Raw genomic sequence first — 19,281 nt, 5'->3', positions numbered from 1 at the left:
ACGGCTGAATGACCTACAGACACGGACGATACGGCGCCGTTGCCGCCGGCCATGGCGTCACCGCGGCGGCCGCCGAAGAAATCCTCGCAGAGGGCGGCAACGCCTTCGATGCGGCGATCGCGGCGCTGTGGACGGCGTGCGTTGCCGAGCCGGTGTTCGCCTCGCCCGGCGGCGGCGGGTTTCTGATGGCGCGGCCGGCGGCCGGCGCGCTGACGCTCTACGATTTCTTCGTCGACACGCCGCTGAAAAAGCGTCCCGAGGACGACATCGAATTCGCCGAAATCCTCGCCGATTTCGGCACCGCCACCCAGGCCTTCCACATCGGCGCAGGCGCGGCGGCGACGCCCGGCTTCGTCCCCGGCCTCTTTGCCGTCCATGCCGCCCATGGTCGCGTGCCGATGAAACGCTTGGTCGAGCCGGCAATCCGCGCGGCCCGCGAGGGCGTTACCGTCACCGCCTTCCAGGCGTTCCTCTTCAAGGTGGTGAACCCGATCCTCGTCTGGACCGCGCCGGCCCGCGCCGTCTTTTCGCCGGACGACAAGCTGCTGGAAGAGGGCGCGCCCTACCGCAATCCCGACCTTGCCGATGTCCTCGACGAGATCGGCCGGGAGGGCGAGCGCTTTGCCCGCGAGGGCGAGCTCGCCGCTGCCATGCTCGGCGAGACGCGCGAGGCCGGGCACCTGACGCGCGAGGATCTCGTTGCCTACGAAGTCGCCCGGCGCGAGCCGATCCGGCGCAAGCTTCCCGGCTGGGAGATCGCGCTCAATCCGGCCCCGTCCATGGGCGGCACGCTGATTGCCGCGATGCTTGCCGCCCGCGATCCTTTGCGCCGTCCGGACGCGCTTTGTCTTGCGGAGGCGATCGATGCCACCGACCGACGCTGGCGCGAGGCGCCGACGGACCCCGGCCGGCTGCTCGGCGCCGCGCAGCCGCTCGTTGCCGGCCTTGCCACCCGCGGCACCACCCATGTCGGCGTCGCCGACAGGGAGGGCAACGTCGCCGCCGTCACCGTCTCCAACGGCGAGGGCAACGGGCGCATCGTTCCCGGCTGCGGCTTCATGCTCAACAACATGCTGGGCGAGGAGGACGTCAATCCGGGCGGCTTCCACCGCTGGGCGACCGGCGCGCGGCTCTCCTCCATGATGGCGCCGACGGTGGCAGTCTCCGGGGCGGGCGATCTCGTCGCGCTCGGCAGCGGCGGCTCCAACCGCATCCGCACCGCCGTGCTGCAAGTGCTGATCCACCGGCTGGAAAAGGGCCTCGACCTTGAGGCCGCCGTCGCCGCGCCGCGCATGCACGTGGAAAAGGGCCATCTCGATTTCGAGGATTTCTTTGGCGAGGACGCGCGGTCGGCCCTCATGGAGGCGTTCCGCGACCATCGCGCCTGGCCAGAGCCGAGCCTGTTCTATGGCGGCGTCCACTCGGTGGAACGCCGCGCCGACGGTGCCTTCGCCGGCAGCGGCGACCCGCGCCGGGAGGGCGTTTTTGTCGTGGTGTGACGGGGATAGCGGTTTTTCGGGTGATTTGATCGCGCCGGTGGTCGCCTATTCGCGCCATCCGCCGACGACCTCATTCGACCCATAGCTCTCAAGCTGGCGGTTCCTGCCGCTCCGCTCTCTCCACTCTCCGCGTCATCACCGGGCGTGACCCGGTGATCCATGATGCCTCGCGGCTCACATCGACTTTCTCGTTTGAAATCAATGCCTCATGGATTGCCGGGTCAAGCCCGGCAATGACGCCGAGAGAGGTTGAAAGGCGCAGGGCAGATTCGCGGCGGGCCACCTTGCCAGAACGCCAAATGGTTGATGCACCGGCCAAAACCGTATTTTTCGCCCTCATCACAGGGACAGCAGTGGATTCCGCCCGCCGATGGCGCCAAACTCGTTCTCGGATTTTTGAATAACGAAGGACAGCCGCCATGGCCAAGGGCTACTGGATCGCCCGTATGACCGTCGACGACCCGGAGGCCTACAAGGGCTATGTCGAGGCGGGCAAGGCCGCCTTTGCCAAATACGGCGCCAAATTCCTCGTCCGCGGCGGGGCCTTCACCGCGCCGGAGGGCACGCCCCGCGATCGCAACGTCGTCATCGAATTCGAGGACTATGAGACGGCGCTTGCCTGCTACAACTCTCCGGAATACCAGGCGGCGCGGGAAAAGCGCCGGCCCGTTTCCGAAGGCGAACTCATCCTCGTCCACGGTTATGACGGGCCGCAACCGTGAGCCCCGACATGATTCCTGACGACATCGAGGTCCGCACAGCCCGGGCGCCGGAGACCGTGGCGCTGCATGAGATGTGGCTCACGGCGCCCGATCGCTACGACTGGGCGCCGGCCGAAAGTGATGATGCGCCGCTCCTTGCCGAACTCGACGTTCTGGTCGCCGATCGCCGGGTCTGGGGGGCGTTCGATGCAAACGGCAGTCCGGTCGGGCTGGCGGCGGCCGGCGAGATCGATTCCCAGCTCTTCCTTGCCGTTCTCGGCGTTGCCGAAGAGGTCCGCCTCCAGGGCATCGGCCGGGCGCTTTTAGAACCCGTCCTGGAGTTCGGCGTCGCCGCGCAATACCCGGCCCTCGTCACCGTCACCGCGCGGCACGGCGCCGGCGCAACGTTCCTGCGCCATTGCGGCTTCGTCGACCTGCCGGAGGGGCGGGAATCCGCGGGCCTTGCCGCCCTCCTCGGCGACGATCCCTCCGCCCCGACCAAGGCGGCCTTCGCCCGCCCGCTATAGCCTTCCCGCAACCGCTCACCCCTTTGCCCGCGAACAGTCGCCTGCTATAGACCGCACTGAACGTTTTTTGCGGAGCAGCATATGTCCGACATGCGTCTGGTCGTGGTCGGTGCCGGTGGCCGGATGGGCCGCGCCCTTATCACCGCAGTGACCGAAATGGACGGCGTCGTCCTGTCCGGCGCCATCGAGCGCGAGGGCTCGGACTGCCTTGGCATGGACGCCGGAACGCTCGCCGGCGTCGGCGAGAACGGCGTTCCCGTCACCGAGGACGCGCTCGCCGCCTTTGCCGCCTCCGAGGGGGTGCTGGACTTCACCACGCCCGAGGCGAGCCTCTGGTTCTCCGAGCTCGCGGCCCAGGCGCGCATCGTCCATGTCATCGGCACCACCGGCATTTCGGCCGAGGACGAGGAGCGGATCGCCGCCGCCGGCCGCCATTGCCCGACCGTCAAATCCGGCAATATGAGCCTCGGCGTCAATCTCGCCGCCCAGCTCGTGCGCGAGGCGGCGCGGGCGCTCGATGAGGATTTCGACATCGAGATCCTGGAAATGCATCACAAGCACAAGGTCGATGCCCCCTCCGGCACCGCGCTGATGCTCGGCCGCGCCGCCGCAGAGGGCCGCGGCATCGACCTTGATAGCCGTTCGGTGCGCACCCGCGACGGCCAGACCGGACCGCGCCCGAAGGGCGACATCGGCTTTGCGACGCTGCGCGGCGGCTCCGTCGTCGGCGAGCACAGTGTCATCCTTGCAGGCGAGGGCGAGCGCATCGTCATCTCCCACATCGCCCAGGACCGGTCGATCTTTGCCCGCGGCGCCGTCAAGGCGGCGCTTTGGGCCCGCGGCCGCAAACCCGGACTGTTCTCCATGGCCGACGTTCTCGGGCTGACCGGCGCCTGAGACGCCGCCTCCCCGGCCGCCGGCCGACCACAATTCGACGAAAGGGACAAGAGACTATGGAACGTCTTCTCGTGCTCGTGCGCCATGGCCAGAGCGAATGGAACCTGAAGAACCTCTTCACCGGCTGGAAGGACGTCGACCTGACCGACAAGGGCGTCGCCGAGGCGATCTCCGCCGGCAAGAAGCTGAAGGACGAAGGGCTCCGGTTCGACGCCTGCTACACCTCGGCCCTGAAGCGGGCCCAGAGGACGCTCGACCTGATCCTTGCCGAACTCGGCCAGAACGACCTGCCGATCACCCGCGACCAGGCCCTCAACGAGCGCGACTATGGCGACCTCGTCGGCCTCAACAAGGACGATGCGCGCAAGAAATGGGGCGACGAGCAGGTCCATGTCTGGCGCCGCTCCTATGACGTGCCGCCGCCGGGCGGCGAGAGCCTGAAGGACACCGCCGCGCGGGTGCTGCCCTATTTCAAGGAGCACATCCTGCCGCGCGTCCTCGGCGGCGAGCGCATCCTCGTCTCGGCCCACGGCAACTCGCTGCGCGCCCTGATCATGGACCTGGAAAAAATGAGCGGCGAGGAGATCGTCAAGCGTGAGCTCGGCACCGGCGTGCCGATGATCTACCGGCTCAACGAGGACGCCTCGGTCGCCGAATACCGGGACCTGAAGGACTAGGGAGCCTCGGTACCCGCAGGACGGCGAATTTGAGAGAGCCCGGTGACATCGGATCATTGGGCTCTTTTCTTAGGCTTCGATCCTTCGTGCCAACTCTCTGTCAATTAAGGAAAAACACCGAATCATGGCACCCTCTTTGTCGCGGTCGGAGCGTTGCGGATGGCATTTCGATGAATTTCCTGCTTAAAATCGCAGCGCGTTTGCAGTGCAACATGGCGCCGGCGACTTGCCGGCGAAGATGATGACCGATTTCTCCCTTGACGACCTGGCCGGGATCATCGCGGTCAGGGCCCGATCCGGTGATGAAAAATCCTATACCCGCAAGCTGATCGGCAAGGGGATTTCCAAATGTGCCCAGAAGCTGGGCGAAGAGGCCGTGGAAGCGGCCATCGCCGCGGTGGAAGGGGACCGCGACGGGTTGCGGTCCGAAGCGGCCGACGTGCTCTACCATCTGCTCGTCGTGCTGGAAGCCTCGGGCGTCACGCTCGACGAGGTGATGGCCGAGCTGGAAGGACGTACCGGCCGGACGGGCCTGGAGGAAAAGGCGTCGCGAGCGGGCTGAAGATCCGTCGCCGAGCCAGTGTGTGCACAAGGAGCGGTGGTTGAAGGCCGCAACGACGATGGACCAGATCAATCGCAGCGAACTGACCCCCTACCGGCATTTCTCGCGGGACGAGTGGGCGCGCTTGCGCGCCGACACGCCGATGACGCTGAGGCCCGACGAGGTCAAGCGTCTGCACAGCCTCAACGATCCGTTCTCCATGGACCAGGTGGAGGAGATCTACCTGCCGCTGTCGCGGCTGCTCTCCTTCTATGTCGAGGCGACGCTGAACCTGCACGCCTCGACCAAGCGCTTCCTCGGCACCAATGACGGCAAGATGCCGTTCGTCATCGGCATTGCCGGCTCGGTCGCCGTCGGCAAATCGACCACGGCGCGGCTCCTGAAGGCGCTGCTCGCCCGTTGGCCGGCGAGCCCCAAGGTCGACCTCATCACCACCGACGGCTTTTTGCTGCCGAACGCGGTGCTGGAGGCCGAGGGGCTGATGAACCGCAAGGGCTTTCCGGAAAGCTACGACGTCGGCGCGCTCCTGCGCTTCCTCACCGACATCAAGGCCGGCAACGGAACGGTGCGCGCGCCGGTCTATTCCCACTTCCACTATGACGTCATGCCGGGCCAGACGATCGCCGTCGACCGGCCGGACATTCTCATCCTGGAAGGCCTCAACATCCTGCAGACCGGCAACATGCCGCCGGACGGCAAGGCGATCCCCTTCGTCTCCGATTTCCTCGATTTCTCGATCTATATCGACGCCGACACGGAAGATGCGCACAGGTGGTATGTGGAGCGGTTCATGCGGCTGCGCGAGACCGCGTTCAAGGACCCCGGCTCCTACTTCCACCGCTATTCGCAGCTTTCGGCCGAGGAGGCGCTGGCCACCGCGAACCGGCTGTGGACCGAGATCAACCTTGAAAACCTCAACGAAAACATCCTGCCGACGCGGCTGAGAGCCGACCTGATCCTCGCCAAGGACCCCAACCATCGCATCGAGACGGTGGCGCTCCGGAAGCTTTGAGGGGCAAGCGTCGGCCGGGACGGCAGATTTTGATTGGCCCTTTGCGATGAGCGGCCATGGCCGGATTATTGTTGCACGGCCGGACTGGATTGCTTCGCTTCGCTCGCAATGACGGTGGTGGGGTTTCTGACGTATTTCCAACGTCATCGCGAGGAGCCGTAGGCGACGCGGCGATCCAGACTGGCGTTTGGTGCATCCTCCGCCAACCTACCCACACTCCGCGTCGCAGCCGGGCTTTACCCACCACTTTCCGGTTCTCGGCCTACGTACTCCGGAACCCACCCATTCTGCATCACCACCGGACTTGGTCCGGTGGTCCATGAGGCCGTGCGGTAATTCTTATCTTAAGTGATTGAAATCAAAAGTATCATGAATTGCCGGGTCAAGCCCGGCAATGACGCAGGAGGGGGTTGGCAGGCCGAGTTAATGGCGACGCCCAGGGAGGGACTGCCCAGACGCGCTGAACAGCCACTCCGACGGACCGCAGGTCCCCCTACTCCGCGCGCCCAATCACTCCCCGGCGCTGCCGGAAAGGCCCGCTTCCCAGCCGAGGATGGCGCGCTTGCGGGTCAGGCCCCAGTGGTAGCCTGTGATGGCGCCGGAGCGGCCGAGCACGCGGTGGCAGGGGACGACGAAGGACATCGGATTTCGCCCGACCGCGCCGCCGACGGCGCGTGCCGCCTTCGGCTTGCCGAGGTGCCAGGCGATGTCCGAATAGGTCGTCGCCTTGCCGAACGGTATCGCGAGCAGCGTCGACCAGACCCGGACCTCGAAGTCGGTACCGATAAAGACGACGCGGAGCGGCGTTTGCGGGTCCCAGCGGTTCGGATCGAATATCCGCGCCGCATAGGGGGCGGTGGCACCGGTATCCTCCACGTAGTCGGCGTTCGGCCAGCGCGCGGCCATGTCGTCGAATGTGGCGCTCTCGGCGCTGGCATCGTCGGCAAAGGCAACGCCTGCGAGCCCGTGCTCAGTGATCATGACCAGCGCGCGCCCGAACGGCGAGGGGTGGAACCCCCAGCGAATCTCGATGCCGCCGCCCTTGGCCTTGTAGTTGCCCGGGGTCATCGCCTCGTAGGTGACGAAGAGATCGTGCAGGCGGCCGGGACCGGAGAGCCCGACCTCGTAGGTCGCATCGAGCACGCTCGCCGAATCGCGCAGGAGCGCGCGGGCGTGGTCCAGCGTGATCGCCTGCAGAAACTGTTTCGGCGACAGGCCGCACCAGCGCGTGAAGAGGCGCTGGAAATGGGCCGGCGACATGCCGACCGAGGCAGCGATCGCCTCCAGCGGCGGCTGGTCGAGCCGGTTCTCGGTGATGAAGGTGATGGCGCGGCGGACGACGTCGTAGTCTCGGGCGGATTGCGGGTCCACAGGAAGAACCCCGTTGCGGTCCGGCATGATGACCGATCCCTGGATCGCGTTCATGGCTGCTCACTCCCTTTCTCAGCCAACACTAGGAAGAGGGAAAAAGCGAGACCACCCGAAACTTGCTCTGGTAAAAAAACGTCAGGCGGGCTGCAGCGTGCCGGAGCGTGCCGCGTGGAGGGCGCCGGAAAAGGCGCTGGCAAAGCTTTCGCGGTCATCCGGGTTGAGGAAGCCGCCGAGCACCAGGTCGATGCCGCGGCCGACCAGCGAGATCTTGACGCAGCCCTCGTCTTCCAGCCGCGTCACCGAAAGCCGTATCCAAAGCGGATTGAATCGGTAATCCTCGATCCGGCCCGACGGTGAGACCTTGCGCACATGGACCTCGTGGTGGGAGACGTTGACCTCTTCATAGGCGCGCCCGGAGCGGTAGCTGAGCCGGAAGGCGAGCCACAGGGCCGCGATGTCGAGGCCGAAAAAGCCGGCGACCGGCCAGGCGCCCATGGACCAGAAGACGAGACCGGAGGACAGGCAGACCAGTCCGGCGACGACCATGACGGCCCTGAATCCGCTACGCGGCAGGGAGCGGTGCGGCGTCACCAGGGCCGAAAAGAACGGCCGGTCTGTTTCCGGATTGCGGTCACCCATAACGACTAAGTATATCTACGTGATGGCGAAAACAAAGACGGAAAATAATTCTTCGGCGAAGGCATCGGCGGCCAAACCGGCAGCTGGCAAGGCTTCGGGGGCCAAGAAGGCCGCCGCGAAAAAGCCTGGGGCCGCTAAGCGCCGGGCCCGCTGCCGCTATTCGCGTGAGGAGATTTACGAAATCTTCTCAAGGCTTTCGGAGATGAACCCGGAGCCGGCGAGCGAGCTTGCCTATGTCAATCCGTACACGCTTCTGGTCGCCGTCGTGCTGTCGGCACAGGCGACCGATGTCGGCGTCAACAAGGCGACGAAGCCGCTCTTTGCGGTGGCCGATACGCCGGAGGCGATGGTCGCGCTCGGCGAGGACACCGTCCGCGACTACATCAAGACCATCGGGCTCTATCGCAACAAGGCCAAGAACGTCATCGCGCTTTCCGAGGCCTTGATCGCCCAGCATGGCAGCGCGGTGCCGCGCTCGCGCGAGGCGCTGGAGGCGCTGCCGGGCGTCGGCCGCAAGACCGCCAATGTGGTGCTCAACGTCGCCTATGGCGAGCCGACGATCGCCGTCGACACCCACATCTTCCGGATCGGCAACCGCACCGGCCTCGCCCCCGGAAAGACGCCGCTGGAGGTGGAGGAGGAGCTGGAGCGGATCGTGCCGCAGGATTTCCTCACCCACGCCCACCACTGGCTGATCCTGCACGGGCGCTATGTCTGCAAGGCGCGCAAGCCCGCCTGCCCGAACTGCGTCATCCGCGACATCTGCAAGGCGCCGGACAAGACCGTCGAAGCGGCGTAATTAAAGCCTTTCCATAAATTTTTGCCGGTGGCCGGCCGTCGTTTCAGGAACCGCCACCGCCGGCGACGCGTTGGCCGGGAGAGTGGCAAGGCCGCCAAGGCTGTTGCGCATCGAGATGTGGCGCATGGTCCAGGTGGCCTGCCGTGCGGGCATTCCGGCCCGTTTTCAGGAATTCGAACGATGCGGGGCGCCCGTTTTCGGGCGCCTTCTGTTTCAGGAGTTTTTTCGCCATGACGACCCGACACACCGCCATCCGCGCGCTTGCCGGCGCCGCCCTTATCGCCGCCCCGGTGGCGCTTGCCACGACTGGGCCGGCGCAAGCCGGCGCCCTCAGCCAGGTATGCCGCGCCTATGCCAAGCGGGCCGCGGCAGCCAACGAGAAGAACGTCTCCATGCGCTGCGGCTTCCAGGGCAATCGCTGGAATGCCTCGCGCCAGTTTCACGCCCACTGGTGCCGCACCCAGAACGGCGATCCGCGGGCGCTGCGCAACCAGGCGCAGGAACGCCGGGCGCAGCTCCGGCGCTGCCGGGCCGACGCACGCCGTACGGGCCACGAGCGCGATGGTCGCGAACACCGCGGCGTCCTTGACCTGCGCGACGATCACAGAGCCGACTACGGGCGTCCCGATTACAGGGGCGACCGCAGACGCAATCACTGGAGCAATCGCGAACCGGACCGTCATGACGACCGTGGACGCCACCATCGCAGTGACCGGGGACGCGACGACTGGAACGATCGCGGACGCGGCCATCGGGACGACCGCGGGCGCCATCACAGGCGCGACGACGACCGCGCGCGGCACGACGACCGGGGCCGCAGCATGCCGCACCGCACCCGCGGCGACGACCGGCGGCCCGGACACATGAATCCGGGTGGCCGACCGCTGCTGCCGCGCTTCGGCACCGACAGCTAACCATGCGGCCATCCGGGAGCGACGGGCGGACCGCCTGCCGCTCCCGGCGGAATGCATTCGCTGCCCTATTCATGAACCATTCACGCGGTCTGATAGAGAACGGTTACCGAATCGGCGCCCGGCAACGGGCGCCTTTCAATTCAAAAAGGAGTTTTTCGAACCCATGACGCCGACCCGTATTTCGACACGCCTCGCTGTTGCCGCCGCCCTTGCCGCGCCGCTGATGTTCGGCATCGCCGCCCAGCCGGCCGCCGCCAAGGACATCCAGGACATCTGCCGCAACTACGCCCAGCGCGCCGTCGACGACAACGCCGAGAACGTCAGGATGAACTGCGGCTTCAATGGCAACCGCTGGAATGCCTCCAAGCAGTTCCACGCCGCCTGGTGCCGCGAGCGCAAGGCCAATCGCGGCAAGATGCGCGACCAGGAGCAGGAGCGCGCCAAGCAGCTCCAGAAATGCGCCAACAAGAAAGGGCCGCGCCGCGACAAGAAGGGCTAAACGACCTTTCGATCGGGACTCGATCCGAACCCGGATGCAATCCGGGTTCGGCAAGCGCGACTGCGCACCGGCGCCGTTGTGCCGAAAAGCCTCAGTGGCGCCTGAACACCACGAAAAGCCTCAAGCCTCCGGCGGAACGACCATCGACAGGCCGTTCTCGTCGAGGGCCACATAGGTGAAGATCGCCTTGGTCACCCGTTCGCGCCGGCCGAGGCGGTCGCGCAGGGCCCAGGCCTCGATGCCGACGCGGATCGAGGTCCGGCCCACATGCAACAGCTCGGTGTAGACGCACATGACGTCGCCGATCTTGACCGGGCGGATGAAGGTCATCGCCTCGACGCCGACGGTGACGACGCGGCTGCGGGCGCGATCGCCGGCGCACAGGCCGCCGGCCACGTCCATCTGCGACAGCACCCAGCCGCCGAAGATATCCCCGGCCGGGTTGGCATCGGCCGGCATGGCAAGAATGCGGATGGTCAACTTGCCGCGCGGCTGGTTTTCTTCTTCGCTCATATCCGTTTCGTTCCTGGCTCGGCGCACCCCTTTGCGGCGCGGCCGATCGTTCGCATGCAGAGACGCCGGCACGGCTTTTCCGCGCCGGCATTTTGTTCCTTCTGCCCTGGCCGCCCGGTGCTGTTTCTAAGGCACCTGAAGGGCCGGCGTCATGCTCCCAGATTATAGGCGGAGATCGCCGCCATGTTGACGATGTCGGAGTCGCGGGCGCCGAGCGGCAAGATCTGCACCGGCTTGTCGAGGCCGGTGAGCAACGGCCCGATGACCGTTGAGCCGGCCAGTTCCTGCAACATCTTGGTGGAGATCGAGGCGGCGTGGAAGGCCGGCATGATGAGGACATTGGCGGGTCCCGACAGCCGGCAGAACGGATAGCGCGCCATCAGCTCGGGATTGAGAGCCACGTCGGCGGCCATTTCGCCGTCGAACTCGAAGTCGACGCGCCGGCGCTCCAGGATCTGCACCGCTTCCATCAGCCGTTCCGCGCGCTCGCCCGGCGGATGGCCGAAGGTGGAATAGGCGAGCATGGCGACCCGCGGCTCGTAGCCGAGGCGGCGGGCGACGGCGGCCGCCTCCTCGGCGATGTCGGCAAGCTCCTCCGACGTCGGCATGTCGATGACGGCGGTGTCGGCGACGAGCACCGTGCGACCGCGCGACAGGGCGATGGAGACGCCGATGACCCGGTGGCCGGGCTTCGGATCGATGACGTCGCGGATGGCGCCGAGGGCGATGGAATAGTTGCGGGTGAGGCCCGTGACCATGGCATCGGCATCGCCGAGCGCCACCATGCAGGCGCCGAAATAGTTGCGGTCGTTGTTGGCCAGCCGGATGCAGTCGCGCTTCAGGAAACCGCGGCGCTGCAGGCGGCTGTAGAGGAAGTCCGCATAGTCGCCGGCGCGCGCCGAGGTCCTGGCGTTCTCCACCACGATGCCGTCGCGCAGTTCGACGCCGGCCTCGGCCGCCCGTTCCTGGATCTCGTCGGTGCGGCCGACGAGGATCGCGGTGCCGAGCCCCTGGGAGACGAAGCTCGCCGCGGCGCGGATGACCTGGTCCTCCTCGCCCTCGGCGAAGACCACCCGGCGCGGGTTCTGGCGGACCTTCGAAAAGATGCTCTGTAGCGTTCCGGCGACCGGGTCGCGGCGGGCGTTCAGCCCTTCCGCATAGGCGTGCATGTCGACGATCGGCCGGCGGGCAACGCCTGAGTCCATCGCGGCCCTGGCGACCGCCGGCGGCACCTTGGAGATCAGCCGCGGGTCGAACGGCACCGGGATGATGTAGTTGGGGCCGAATTTCGGCCGGTTGCCGCGATAGGCCGAGGCGACCTCGTCGGGCACGTCTTCCCGCGCCAGTTCGGCGAGCGCCTCCACGGCGGCGATCTTCATGGCGTCGTTGATGGTCGTCGCCTGGACGTCGAGCGCGCCGCGGAAGATGTAGGGAAAGCCGAGGACGTTGTTGACCTGGTTCGCATAGTCGGACCGGCCCGTCGCCATGATCGCGTCCTCGCGGACCTCGGCGACCTCCTCCGGCGTGATCTCCGGGTCCGGATTGGCCATCGCGAAGATGATCGGGTTTGGCGCCATCGACGCGACCATGTCCTGGGTCAGCGCGCCCTTGGCGGAGACGCCGAAGAAGACGTCGGCGCCGTCAAGCGCTTCGGCGAGGCTGCGCGCCTTGGTGTTGGTGGCGTGGGCCGACTTCCACTGGTTCATGCCGGCCTCGCGGCCGACATAGATCGGCCCCTTGGTGTCGCACAGCGTGATGTTTTCGTGGCGCATGCCCATCGCCTTGACCAGCTCCACGCAGGCGATGCCGGCCGCGCCGGCGCCGTTGCACACGAGCTTGACGTCGGCCATCTCGCGGCCGGTCAGGTGCAGCGCGTTGAGGATGCCGGCAGCCGCGATGATCGCCGTGCCGTGCTGGTCGTCGTGGAACACCGGGATGTCCATGAGCTCGCGCAGCCGGCTTTCGATGATGAAGCAGTCCGGCGCCTTGATGTCCTCAAGGTTGATGCCGCCGAAGGAGGGGCCGAGATAGCGCACGCTGTCGACGAAGGCGTCGACGTCCTGGGTGTCGATCTCAAGGTCGATGGAATCGACGTCGGCGAAGCGCTTGAACAGCACCGCCTTGCCTTCCATCACCGGCTTGGAGGCGAGCGCACCGAGATTGCCGAGGCCGAGAATGGCCGAACCGTTGGAAATAACGGCGACGAGGTTGCCCCGCGAGGTGTAGTCGAAGGCGCGGCTCGGGTCGTCGGCGATGGCGCGTACGGGAACGGCGACGCCGGGCGAATAGGCCAGCGACAGGTCGCGCTGGGTCGCCATCGGCTTGGTCGGGGTGATTTCCAGCTTTCCCGGCCGGCCCTGCTGGTGGAACAGCAGCGCTTCCTGGTCGGTAAAGGACGGTCCCGACTTATCGGACTTGTCGCTCCCTGGCATTCTCTTGCTCGCTTGTTCTGGGTCTTTTTGACGGTTGCCGCCCCGGGGGCGGGGGTGAGGACAATATCCGCGCAACTGACTATCCACAACCCGGCCGAATGGCTGCTCTGAAGCGATGAATCCGCATGGCGCTTCTGCTAGTGTCGCCGGCCATGAGTGAAGCGATGTCAAAGAGTTCGCCCGAAACGGGCCGGGTCACGCCGATGATGGAGCAATTCATCGAGATCAAGGCGGCCAATCCCGATTGCCTGCTGTTCTATCGGATGGGCGACTTCTACGAGCTGTTCTTCGAGGACGCGGAGGAGGCATCGCGGGCGCTGGGCATCACGCTGACCAAGCGCGGCAAGCATCTGGGCGCCGATATCCCCATGTGCGGCGTGCCGGTCCACGCCGCCGACGACTATCTGCAGAAGCTGATCGCCCTCGGCTACCGGGTCGCCGTCTGCGAGCAGATCGAGGACCCGGCCGAGGCGAAAAAGCGTGGCGCCAAATCCGTCGTCAAGCGCGACGTCATCCGGCTGGTGACGCCGGGAACGCTGACCGAAGAAAGCCTCCTGGAGGCCGGGCGCTCCAACTATCTCGCCGCCGTCACCCGCATCCGCGCCGGCACCGACGATCCGCACGGCGTCTTCGGCCTTGCCTGGATCGACATTTCGACCGGCGTCTTCCGGGTCGGCGAGACCACGTTCGAGCGGCTTTCCGCCGACCTGTCGCGGATCGACCCGCGCGAGCTCATCGTCTCCGACGCGCTGTTCGAGGACGAGGCGCTCGCCGGCTTCTGGCGCCAGCTCTCCTTTGCCGTGATGCCGGTGCCGCGGGCCTATTTCGACGGCGCGACGGCGGCCGATCGCATCGCCCGCTTCTACGGCGTTGCCACCATCGATGCCTTCGGCGGCTTTTCGCGGGCGGAAACGGCTGCCGCGGCCGGCGCCATTGCGTATGTCGAAAAAACCCAGCTCGGCGAACGCCCGCCCCTCGATCCGCCAACGCGCCAGGATTCCGGCCGGCTGATGCATGTGGACGGGGCGACGCGGGCGAACCTTGAACTCCTGAAGACCCTTTCGGGCGGCCGTGCCGGCAGCCTGATCGATGCCATCGACCGCACGGTGACCGGCGCCGGCGCGCGCCTGCTCGCCGAGCGGTTGTCGGCGCCCCTCGCCGATCCCGACGAAATCCGCAAGCGGCTCGCCTCCGTCGGCTTTTTCCTCGGCGATACGGGGCTTCGTGCCCGGCTGCGCGAAGCGCTTGCCGGCGCGCCGGACATCTCGCGGGCGCTTTCCCGCCTCTCCCTCAACCGCGGCGGCCCACGCGACCTCGATGCGATCCGCGCCGGCCTTGATGCGGCACGCGACATCGCGGCCCTGCTTGCCGAGGCCGATGCCAGCAGCGCCGAAGAAATCGCTGAGGCCGGAGCGTCGCTTGCCGCCCTTCCCGATCCTCTTCGCATTGAGCTCACCAGCGCGCTCGCCGAGGAACTCCCGGTCTTTCGCCGCGACGGCGGCTTCGTTGCCGGCGGCTATCGCGACGATCTCGACGAGCTTCGGGCGCTGCGCGACCAGAGCCGGCGGATCATCGCCGAACTGCAGGCGCGCTACCAGGACGAGACCGGCATCCGGTCCCTCAAAGTCCGTCACAACAACGTGCTCGGCTATTTCGTCGAGGTCACCGCCAACCACGCCGACAAGCTGACGGCGGGTGCGACCGCGGCGACCTTCATCCACCGCCAGACCATGGCCAACGCCATGCGCTTCACCACCACCGAGCTTGCCGACCTGGAATCGAAGATTTCCAGCGCCTCGGACCGGGCGCTCGCCATCGAGCAGGAGGTGTTCGACGACCTTTGCGCGCGGATCACGGTGGAGGCCGAAATCCTCAAGGACGCGGCGCGGGCGCTTGCCGTCCTCGACGTCTCGGCGAGCCATGCGGTGCTGGCGGAGGCCGAGGACTACACCCAGCCGAGGGTCGACGACGGCCTTGCCTTCGATATTTCCGGCGGCCGGCACCCGGTCGTGGAACAGGCGCTCCGCAAGCGCGGCGAGGACCCGTTCGTTGCCAATGACGCAACGCTCGGGCCGGCGGAAGGCGACGACGACGGCCGCATCTGGCTCGTCACCGGGCCGAACATGGCCGGCAAGTCGACCTTCCTGCGCCAGAACGCGCTCATTGCCGTGCTTGCCCAGATCGGCGCCTATGTGCCGGCGAAGGCCGCCCATATCGGCGTCGTCGATCGCCTCTTTTCCCGCGTCGGCGCGGCCGACGACCTTGCCCGCGGGCGCTCCACCTTCATGGTGGAAATGGTCGAGACGGCGGCGATCCTCAACCAGGCCGGCCCGCGCTCGCTGGTGATTCTCGACGAGATCGGCCGCGGCACGGCGACCTTCGACGGGCTCTCCATCGCCTGGGCCGCGATCGAGCACCTGCACGAGGTCAACCGCTCGCGCAGCCTGTTCGCCACCCACTATCACGAGCTGACGGCGCTGTCGGAGACCCTTTCACGGCTCCACAACGCCACGGTCAGGGTCAAGGAATGGGAGGGCGACGTCGTCTTCCTGCACGAGATCGTCGCCGGCGCGGCCGACCACTCCTACGGCATCCAGGTCGCCCGGCTCGCCGGCCTTCCCGAAGCGGTGATCGCCCGCGCGCGCCAGGTGCTGGCGCAGCTTGAGGAGCACGAGCGCAAGTCGCCGGTGGAAATGATGATCGACGATCTGCCGCTGTTCTCGGCCTTGCGCGACAAGCCGGTCCCGACTGCCGGCGCGCCTGCGGCAGAGAACCCGGCGCTGACACTCCTTGCCGACAGCAACCCGGACGAGCTCACGCCGCGCGAGGCGCTGGAGCTGCTCTACCGGCTGAAGGCGGAGGCCGCGAAAGGCTGAGCCCTCCCCGGTTCCGGGTCGTCCTGGCGCCCCTGCCCTCCGCAATGGTTCACAACCGGCGCGAACTGCACTAGCTATTGGGGGCGCGGCCGGCGGCATTCGGGCCCCGGATTGCCGCCCACCCATCGACGAAACGCGGAGCGCATGACCAAGCTTCCCCCCTACGTGACCGACTGCATCGATTCGGATGCCCTCAGGGCCTCCCTCACCGCGCTGACGCTCGAGACCGACGGCGACGGCTCGAGCACGAAAATCCGCGCCGAGGTCCTGAAGCTCCTGAAGACGGCACTGGCCGAGGCGCGCACCGAGGTGCAGCAGCGCTTCGAGACGGACAATGACGGAACGCTCTGCACCCGGCGACTGTCGCACATCCAGGACGAGATCATACGCGTCATCTACGATTTCGCGGTCGTCCACGTGTTCCGCTCCATCAACCGGTCGGCCGCCGAACGGATGGCGCTGGTCGCCGTCGGCGGCTATGGCCGCGGCATGCTGGCGCCGTTCTCCGACGTCGATATCCTGTGCCTGCTGCCCTACAAGCAGACGGCCTGGGGCGAAACGATCAACGAATACCTGCTCTACATGCTGTGGGATCTCGGTCTCAAGGTCGGCCACGCAACGCGCAATCTCGACGAATGCGTCCGGCTCGCCAAATCTGACCTGACGATCCGCACCGCGGTCCTGGAAGCGCGCTTCATCTGGGGCGAGGAGAGCCTCTTCGACGAGCTGGTCGAGCGGTTCGATGTCGAGGTGGCGGCGAAGTCCGGCCCGGAATACATCGCCGCCAAGCTGGCGGAGCGGGACTCCCGGCACGTGCGCCAGGGCCAGTCGCGCTATCTGGTCGAGCCCAATGTCAAGGAAGGCAAGGGGGGGCTGCGCGACCTCCATACCCTGTTCTGGATCGCCAAATATTTTTATCGGGTCCGCTCGGCCGAGGAACTGCCGAAGCTCGGCGTCTTTTCACGCCGCGAATACAATCTCTTCAAGAAGGCGGAGAGTTTCCTCTGGGCCGTCCGCTGCCACCTCCATTTCCTCTCTGGGCGGGCCGAGGAGCGGCTCTCCTTCGCCGTCCAGCCGGAGCTTGCCAGCCGGCTCGGCTACACCTCCCATGCGGGCCTGAAAGACGTCGAACGCTTCATGAAGCACTACTTCCTGATGGCCAAGCACGTGGGCGACCTCACCCGCATCTTCTGCGCCGGACTGGAAGACAAGCACGCCAAGCAGACGCCGCCGCTGAACCGGCTCTTCAACACCATCCGCCGGCGCCGCCGCAAGGTCGTGCAATCGGGCGATTTCGTCATCGACAACGACCGCATCACGGTCGCCGACGACGAGGTCTTTGCCCGCGACCCGGTGAATATCATCCGGATCTTCCAGCTCGCCGACCGCTACGACGTCGCCTTCCACCCGGACGCCCTGACGCTGCTCACCCGCTCCTTGAAGCTGGTCGATGCCAGGCTTCGCGACAACGAGGAGGCCAACCAGCTCTTCGTCGACGTGCTGGCCTCGCGCAACGACCCGGAAACGGTGCTGAGGCGCATGAACGAGACCGGCGTGCTCGGCCGGTTCGTGCCCGATTTCGGCAAGATCGTCGCGATGATGCAGTTCAACATGTACCATCACTACACGGTCGACGAGCACCTGCTGCGCGCCATCGGCATCCTGTCGGAGATCGAAAAGGGCGAGCTGCCGCACGACCTCGGCCTTGCCACCGAGCTGATGAACAACCTGCCGAGCCGCAAGGTGCTTTACCTCGCCGTCCTCCTGCACGACATCGCCAAGGGCCGGCCGGAGGACCATTCGCTCGCCGGCATGAAGATCGCCCGCAGGATCGGCCCGCGCTTCGGCTTCACGCCGGCCGAGACCGAGACCGTCGCCTGGCTGGTCGAGCATCACCTTTTGATGAGCATGGTCGCCCAGTCGCGCGACCTCGGCGACCGCAAGACCATCAACGATTTCGCCAACATCGTGCAGAGCCCGGTGCGGCTGCAGATGCTGCTGATCCTGACAATTGCCGACATCACCGCCGTCGGCCCCGGCGTCTGGAACGCCTGGAAGGGCCAGCTCCTGAGGACGCTTTATTTCGAGACCGAGCCGGTGGTCGCCGGCGGATTCTCGCATATCTCGCGCGACCAGCGCGTGGCGGCGGCGCGCGCGGAGCTCGGCAACGCGCTCACCGGCTGGACCCAATCGGAGATCGACGCCTATGCCGAGCGGCACTATCCGGCCTACTGGCTCAGGATCGACCTTGCCCGCAAGATCGCGCATGCGGAACTGATCCGCGCCGCCGACAGGGCCGGCACCAAGCTCGCCACCACCAGCACCTGCCACGAGTCGGAAGGCGTCACCGAGGTGACCGTCTTTGCCCCCGACCATCCGCGGGTGCTGTCGACCATCGCCGGGGCCTGCACGGTCGCCGGCGCCAACATCGTCGACGCCCAGGTCTTCACCACCTCGGACGGCTTTGCGCTCGACACCATCTTCATCCGCCGCGCCTTCGACACCGACGAGGACGAGGACAGGCGGGCGGAGCGCATCCGGACCATCATCGAGCAGACGCTGAAGGGCGAGGAGGAGCTGCCGAAGCGGATCGCCGCGGCGGTGGAATCGCGCTCCAGCCGCGTCAAGGCGTTCCGGCTGGCGACCGAGGTGCTGGTCAACAACTATTCCTCGGACCACTTCACGGTCATCGAGGTCTCCGGCCTCGACCGGCCGGGCCTCCTTTATGACCTGACGCGCGAAATATCCGATCTTCGCCTCGACATCGGCTCGGCCCACATCGCCACCTTCGGCGAGCGCGCCGTCGACGTCTTCTATGTCACCGACCTCACCAACGGAAAGATCACCAACGGCAGCCGCCAGGCCGCCATAAGGCGCCGCCTGACCCGCGCCTTCGAGGGCGGCGACGAGGAGGCCGAGGCAAAGGACGACCGCGCGGCCGTCGCGTGATTTTTTTGCGGGGGTGGGGCAACGACGCTCCCGATTGCGTCGCTCCCTCCACTCACGCGCAATGGCGTTGAAATGCCTCAGGACTCTCCATCGTCATTGCGAAGAGGCCGCTAGGCCGACGCGGCAATCCACGGGGCGTCGGCAGCAGGCTCCGCGTTCTCCTGGATGCACTCCCGCCTGCTCAACACTCAGCCGTCACCCCGGCCCCCGAGCCGGGGCCTATTGCCCGTCTCGACGCGGTATGCCATCGGCTGGCGGAATAATGACGTGACCCGGACATGGGCTTCGCAAGGCCCGATGCGGGCGACAATGTCGCGTCGGGCAATGGGTCCCGGCTCTCCGCTGCGCTGCGGCCGGGATGACGACGGGGGTGTGGCGGCTGTCGGTGCACGGCCTCAAATGCCGCTCTGGATC

General features: G+C 66.7%; 16 protein-coding genes. 12 read left to right on the top strand and 4 right to left on the bottom strand.

Annotation, left to right across the window (positions count from 1 at the left end):
• The first annotated feature begins 8 nt into the window (after positions 1-8).
• From M2319_RS15145 to coaA, 7 genes are all read left to right on the top strand, one after another.
• On the top strand, positions 9-1,499 hold the full coding sequence (locus tag M2319_RS15145) for a gamma-glutamyltransferase (RefSeq protein WP_264602302.1): 1,491 nt from the start codon (positions 9-11) through the stop codon (positions 1,497-1,499).
• 419 nt (positions 1,500-1,918) lie between these two features.
• The gene (locus M2319_RS15140) at positions 1,919-2,221 is read left to right on the top strand and encodes a DUF1330 domain-containing protein (RefSeq protein WP_264602301.1); all 303 of its coding nucleotides are present in this window, start codon (positions 1,919-1,921) and stop codon (positions 2,219-2,221) included.
• Between the two features lie 8 nt (positions 2,222-2,229).
• Positions 2,230-2,727, top strand: a complete 498-nt coding sequence (locus M2319_RS15135; RefSeq protein WP_264602300.1) for a GNAT family N-acetyltransferase — start codon at positions 2,230-2,232, stop codon at positions 2,725-2,727.
• Positions 2,728-2,808: 81 nt separating this feature from the next.
• Positions 2,809-3,624 (top strand): 4-hydroxy-tetrahydrodipicolinate reductase, encoded by an 816-nt coding sequence (dapB, locus tag M2319_RS15130; protein WP_264602299.1) that lies wholly within the window; start codon positions 2,809-2,811, stop codon positions 3,622-3,624.
• Positions 3,625-3,680: 56 nt separating this feature from the next.
• On the top strand, positions 3,681-4,301 hold the full coding sequence (locus M2319_RS15125) for a 2,3-bisphosphoglycerate-dependent phosphoglycerate mutase (protein ID WP_264602298.1): 621 nt from the start codon (positions 3,681-3,683) through the stop codon (positions 4,299-4,301).
• Positions 4,302-4,542: 241 nt separating this feature from the next.
• On the top strand, positions 4,543-4,863 hold the full coding sequence (locus M2319_RS15120; protein ID WP_264602297.1) for a phosphoribosyl-ATP diphosphatase: 321 nt from the start codon (positions 4,543-4,545) through the stop codon (positions 4,861-4,863).
• A gap of 58 nt (positions 4,864-4,921) precedes the next feature.
• The gene (gene coaA / locus M2319_RS15115; protein ID WP_264602353.1) at positions 4,922-5,875 is read left to right on the top strand and encodes a type I pantothenate kinase; all 954 of its coding nucleotides are present in this window, start codon (positions 4,922-4,924) and stop codon (positions 5,873-5,875) included.
• Between the two features lie 510 nt (positions 5,876-6,385).
• Here coaA and M2319_RS15110 read toward each other — a convergent pair.
• Together M2319_RS15110 and M2319_RS15105 are read right to left on the bottom strand one after the other, a co-directional pair.
• Positions 6,386-7,273: a bifunctional helix-turn-helix domain-containing protein/methylated-DNA--[protein]-cysteine S-methyltransferase gene (locus M2319_RS15110; protein ID WP_264602352.1), complete on the bottom strand. Its 888-nt coding sequence runs from the start codon at positions 7,271-7,273 to the stop codon at positions 6,386-6,388.
• Between the two features lie 108 nt (positions 7,274-7,381).
• Positions 7,382-7,885 carry a DUF2244 domain-containing protein gene (locus M2319_RS15105; protein ID WP_264602296.1) on the bottom strand — a complete coding sequence of 168 codons (504 nt, stop codon included), beginning with the start codon at positions 7,883-7,885 and terminating at the stop codon, positions 7,382-7,384.
• Positions 7,886-7,907: 22 nt separating this feature from the next.
• On the opposite strand from M2319_RS15105, the gene nth reads away from it, so the two are divergent.
• The 3 genes from nth (at position 7,908) to M2319_RS15090 (ending at position 10,097) form a co-directional block, all read left to right on the top strand.
• Positions 7,908-8,684, top strand: coding sequence for an endonuclease III (nth, locus tag M2319_RS15100; RefSeq protein ID WP_264602295.1), 777 nt, complete (start codon positions 7,908-7,910; stop codon positions 8,682-8,684).
• Between the two features lie 230 nt (positions 8,685-8,914).
• Positions 8,915-9,598 carry a hypothetical protein gene (locus M2319_RS15095; RefSeq protein ID WP_264602294.1) on the top strand — a complete coding sequence of 228 codons (684 nt, stop codon included), beginning with the start codon at positions 8,915-8,917 and terminating at the stop codon, positions 9,596-9,598.
• Between the two features lie 163 nt (positions 9,599-9,761).
• Positions 9,762-10,097 (top strand): hypothetical protein, encoded by a 336-nt coding sequence (locus tag M2319_RS15090; RefSeq protein WP_264602293.1) that lies wholly within the window; start codon positions 9,762-9,764, stop codon positions 10,095-10,097.
• A gap of 120 nt (positions 10,098-10,217) precedes the next feature.
• On the opposite strand, the gene M2319_RS15085 is transcribed toward M2319_RS15090, so the two are convergent.
• Positions 10,218-10,610, bottom strand: coding sequence for an acyl-CoA thioesterase (locus M2319_RS15085; RefSeq protein WP_264602292.1), 393 nt, complete (start codon positions 10,608-10,610; stop codon positions 10,218-10,220).
• Positions 10,611-10,759: 149 nt separating this feature from the next.
• Positions 10,760-13,042, bottom strand: a complete 2,283-nt coding sequence (locus M2319_RS15080; protein ID WP_264602291.1) for an NADP-dependent malic enzyme — start codon at positions 13,040-13,042, stop codon at positions 10,760-10,762.
• Between the two features lie 125 nt (positions 13,043-13,167).
• Here M2319_RS15080 and mutS point away from each other — a divergent pair, with 125 nt between their 5' ends.
• Together mutS and M2319_RS15070 are read left to right on the top strand one after the other, a co-directional pair.
• Entirely contained in the window at positions 13,168-15,918 is a 2,751-nt protein-coding gene (gene mutS, locus M2319_RS15075) for a DNA mismatch repair protein MutS (RefSeq protein WP_406682158.1), read from the top strand.
• Positions 15,919-16,062: 144 nt separating this feature from the next.
• Complete coding sequence (locus M2319_RS15070; protein ID WP_264602289.1) at positions 16,063-18,867, top strand: [protein-PII] uridylyltransferase; 2,805 nt, start codon at positions 16,063-16,065, stop codon at positions 18,865-18,867.
• Positions 18,868-19,281: the final 414 nt, after the last annotated feature.

The organism is Rhodobium gokarnense, from assembly GCF_025961475.1.
Lineage (GTDB): Bacteria > Pseudomonadota > Alphaproteobacteria > Rhizobiales > Rhodobiaceae > Rhodobium > Rhodobium gokarnense.
The sequence above is the reverse complement of the archived record's forward strand: the minus strand, read 5'-3'. Positions and strand labels throughout refer to the sequence as shown.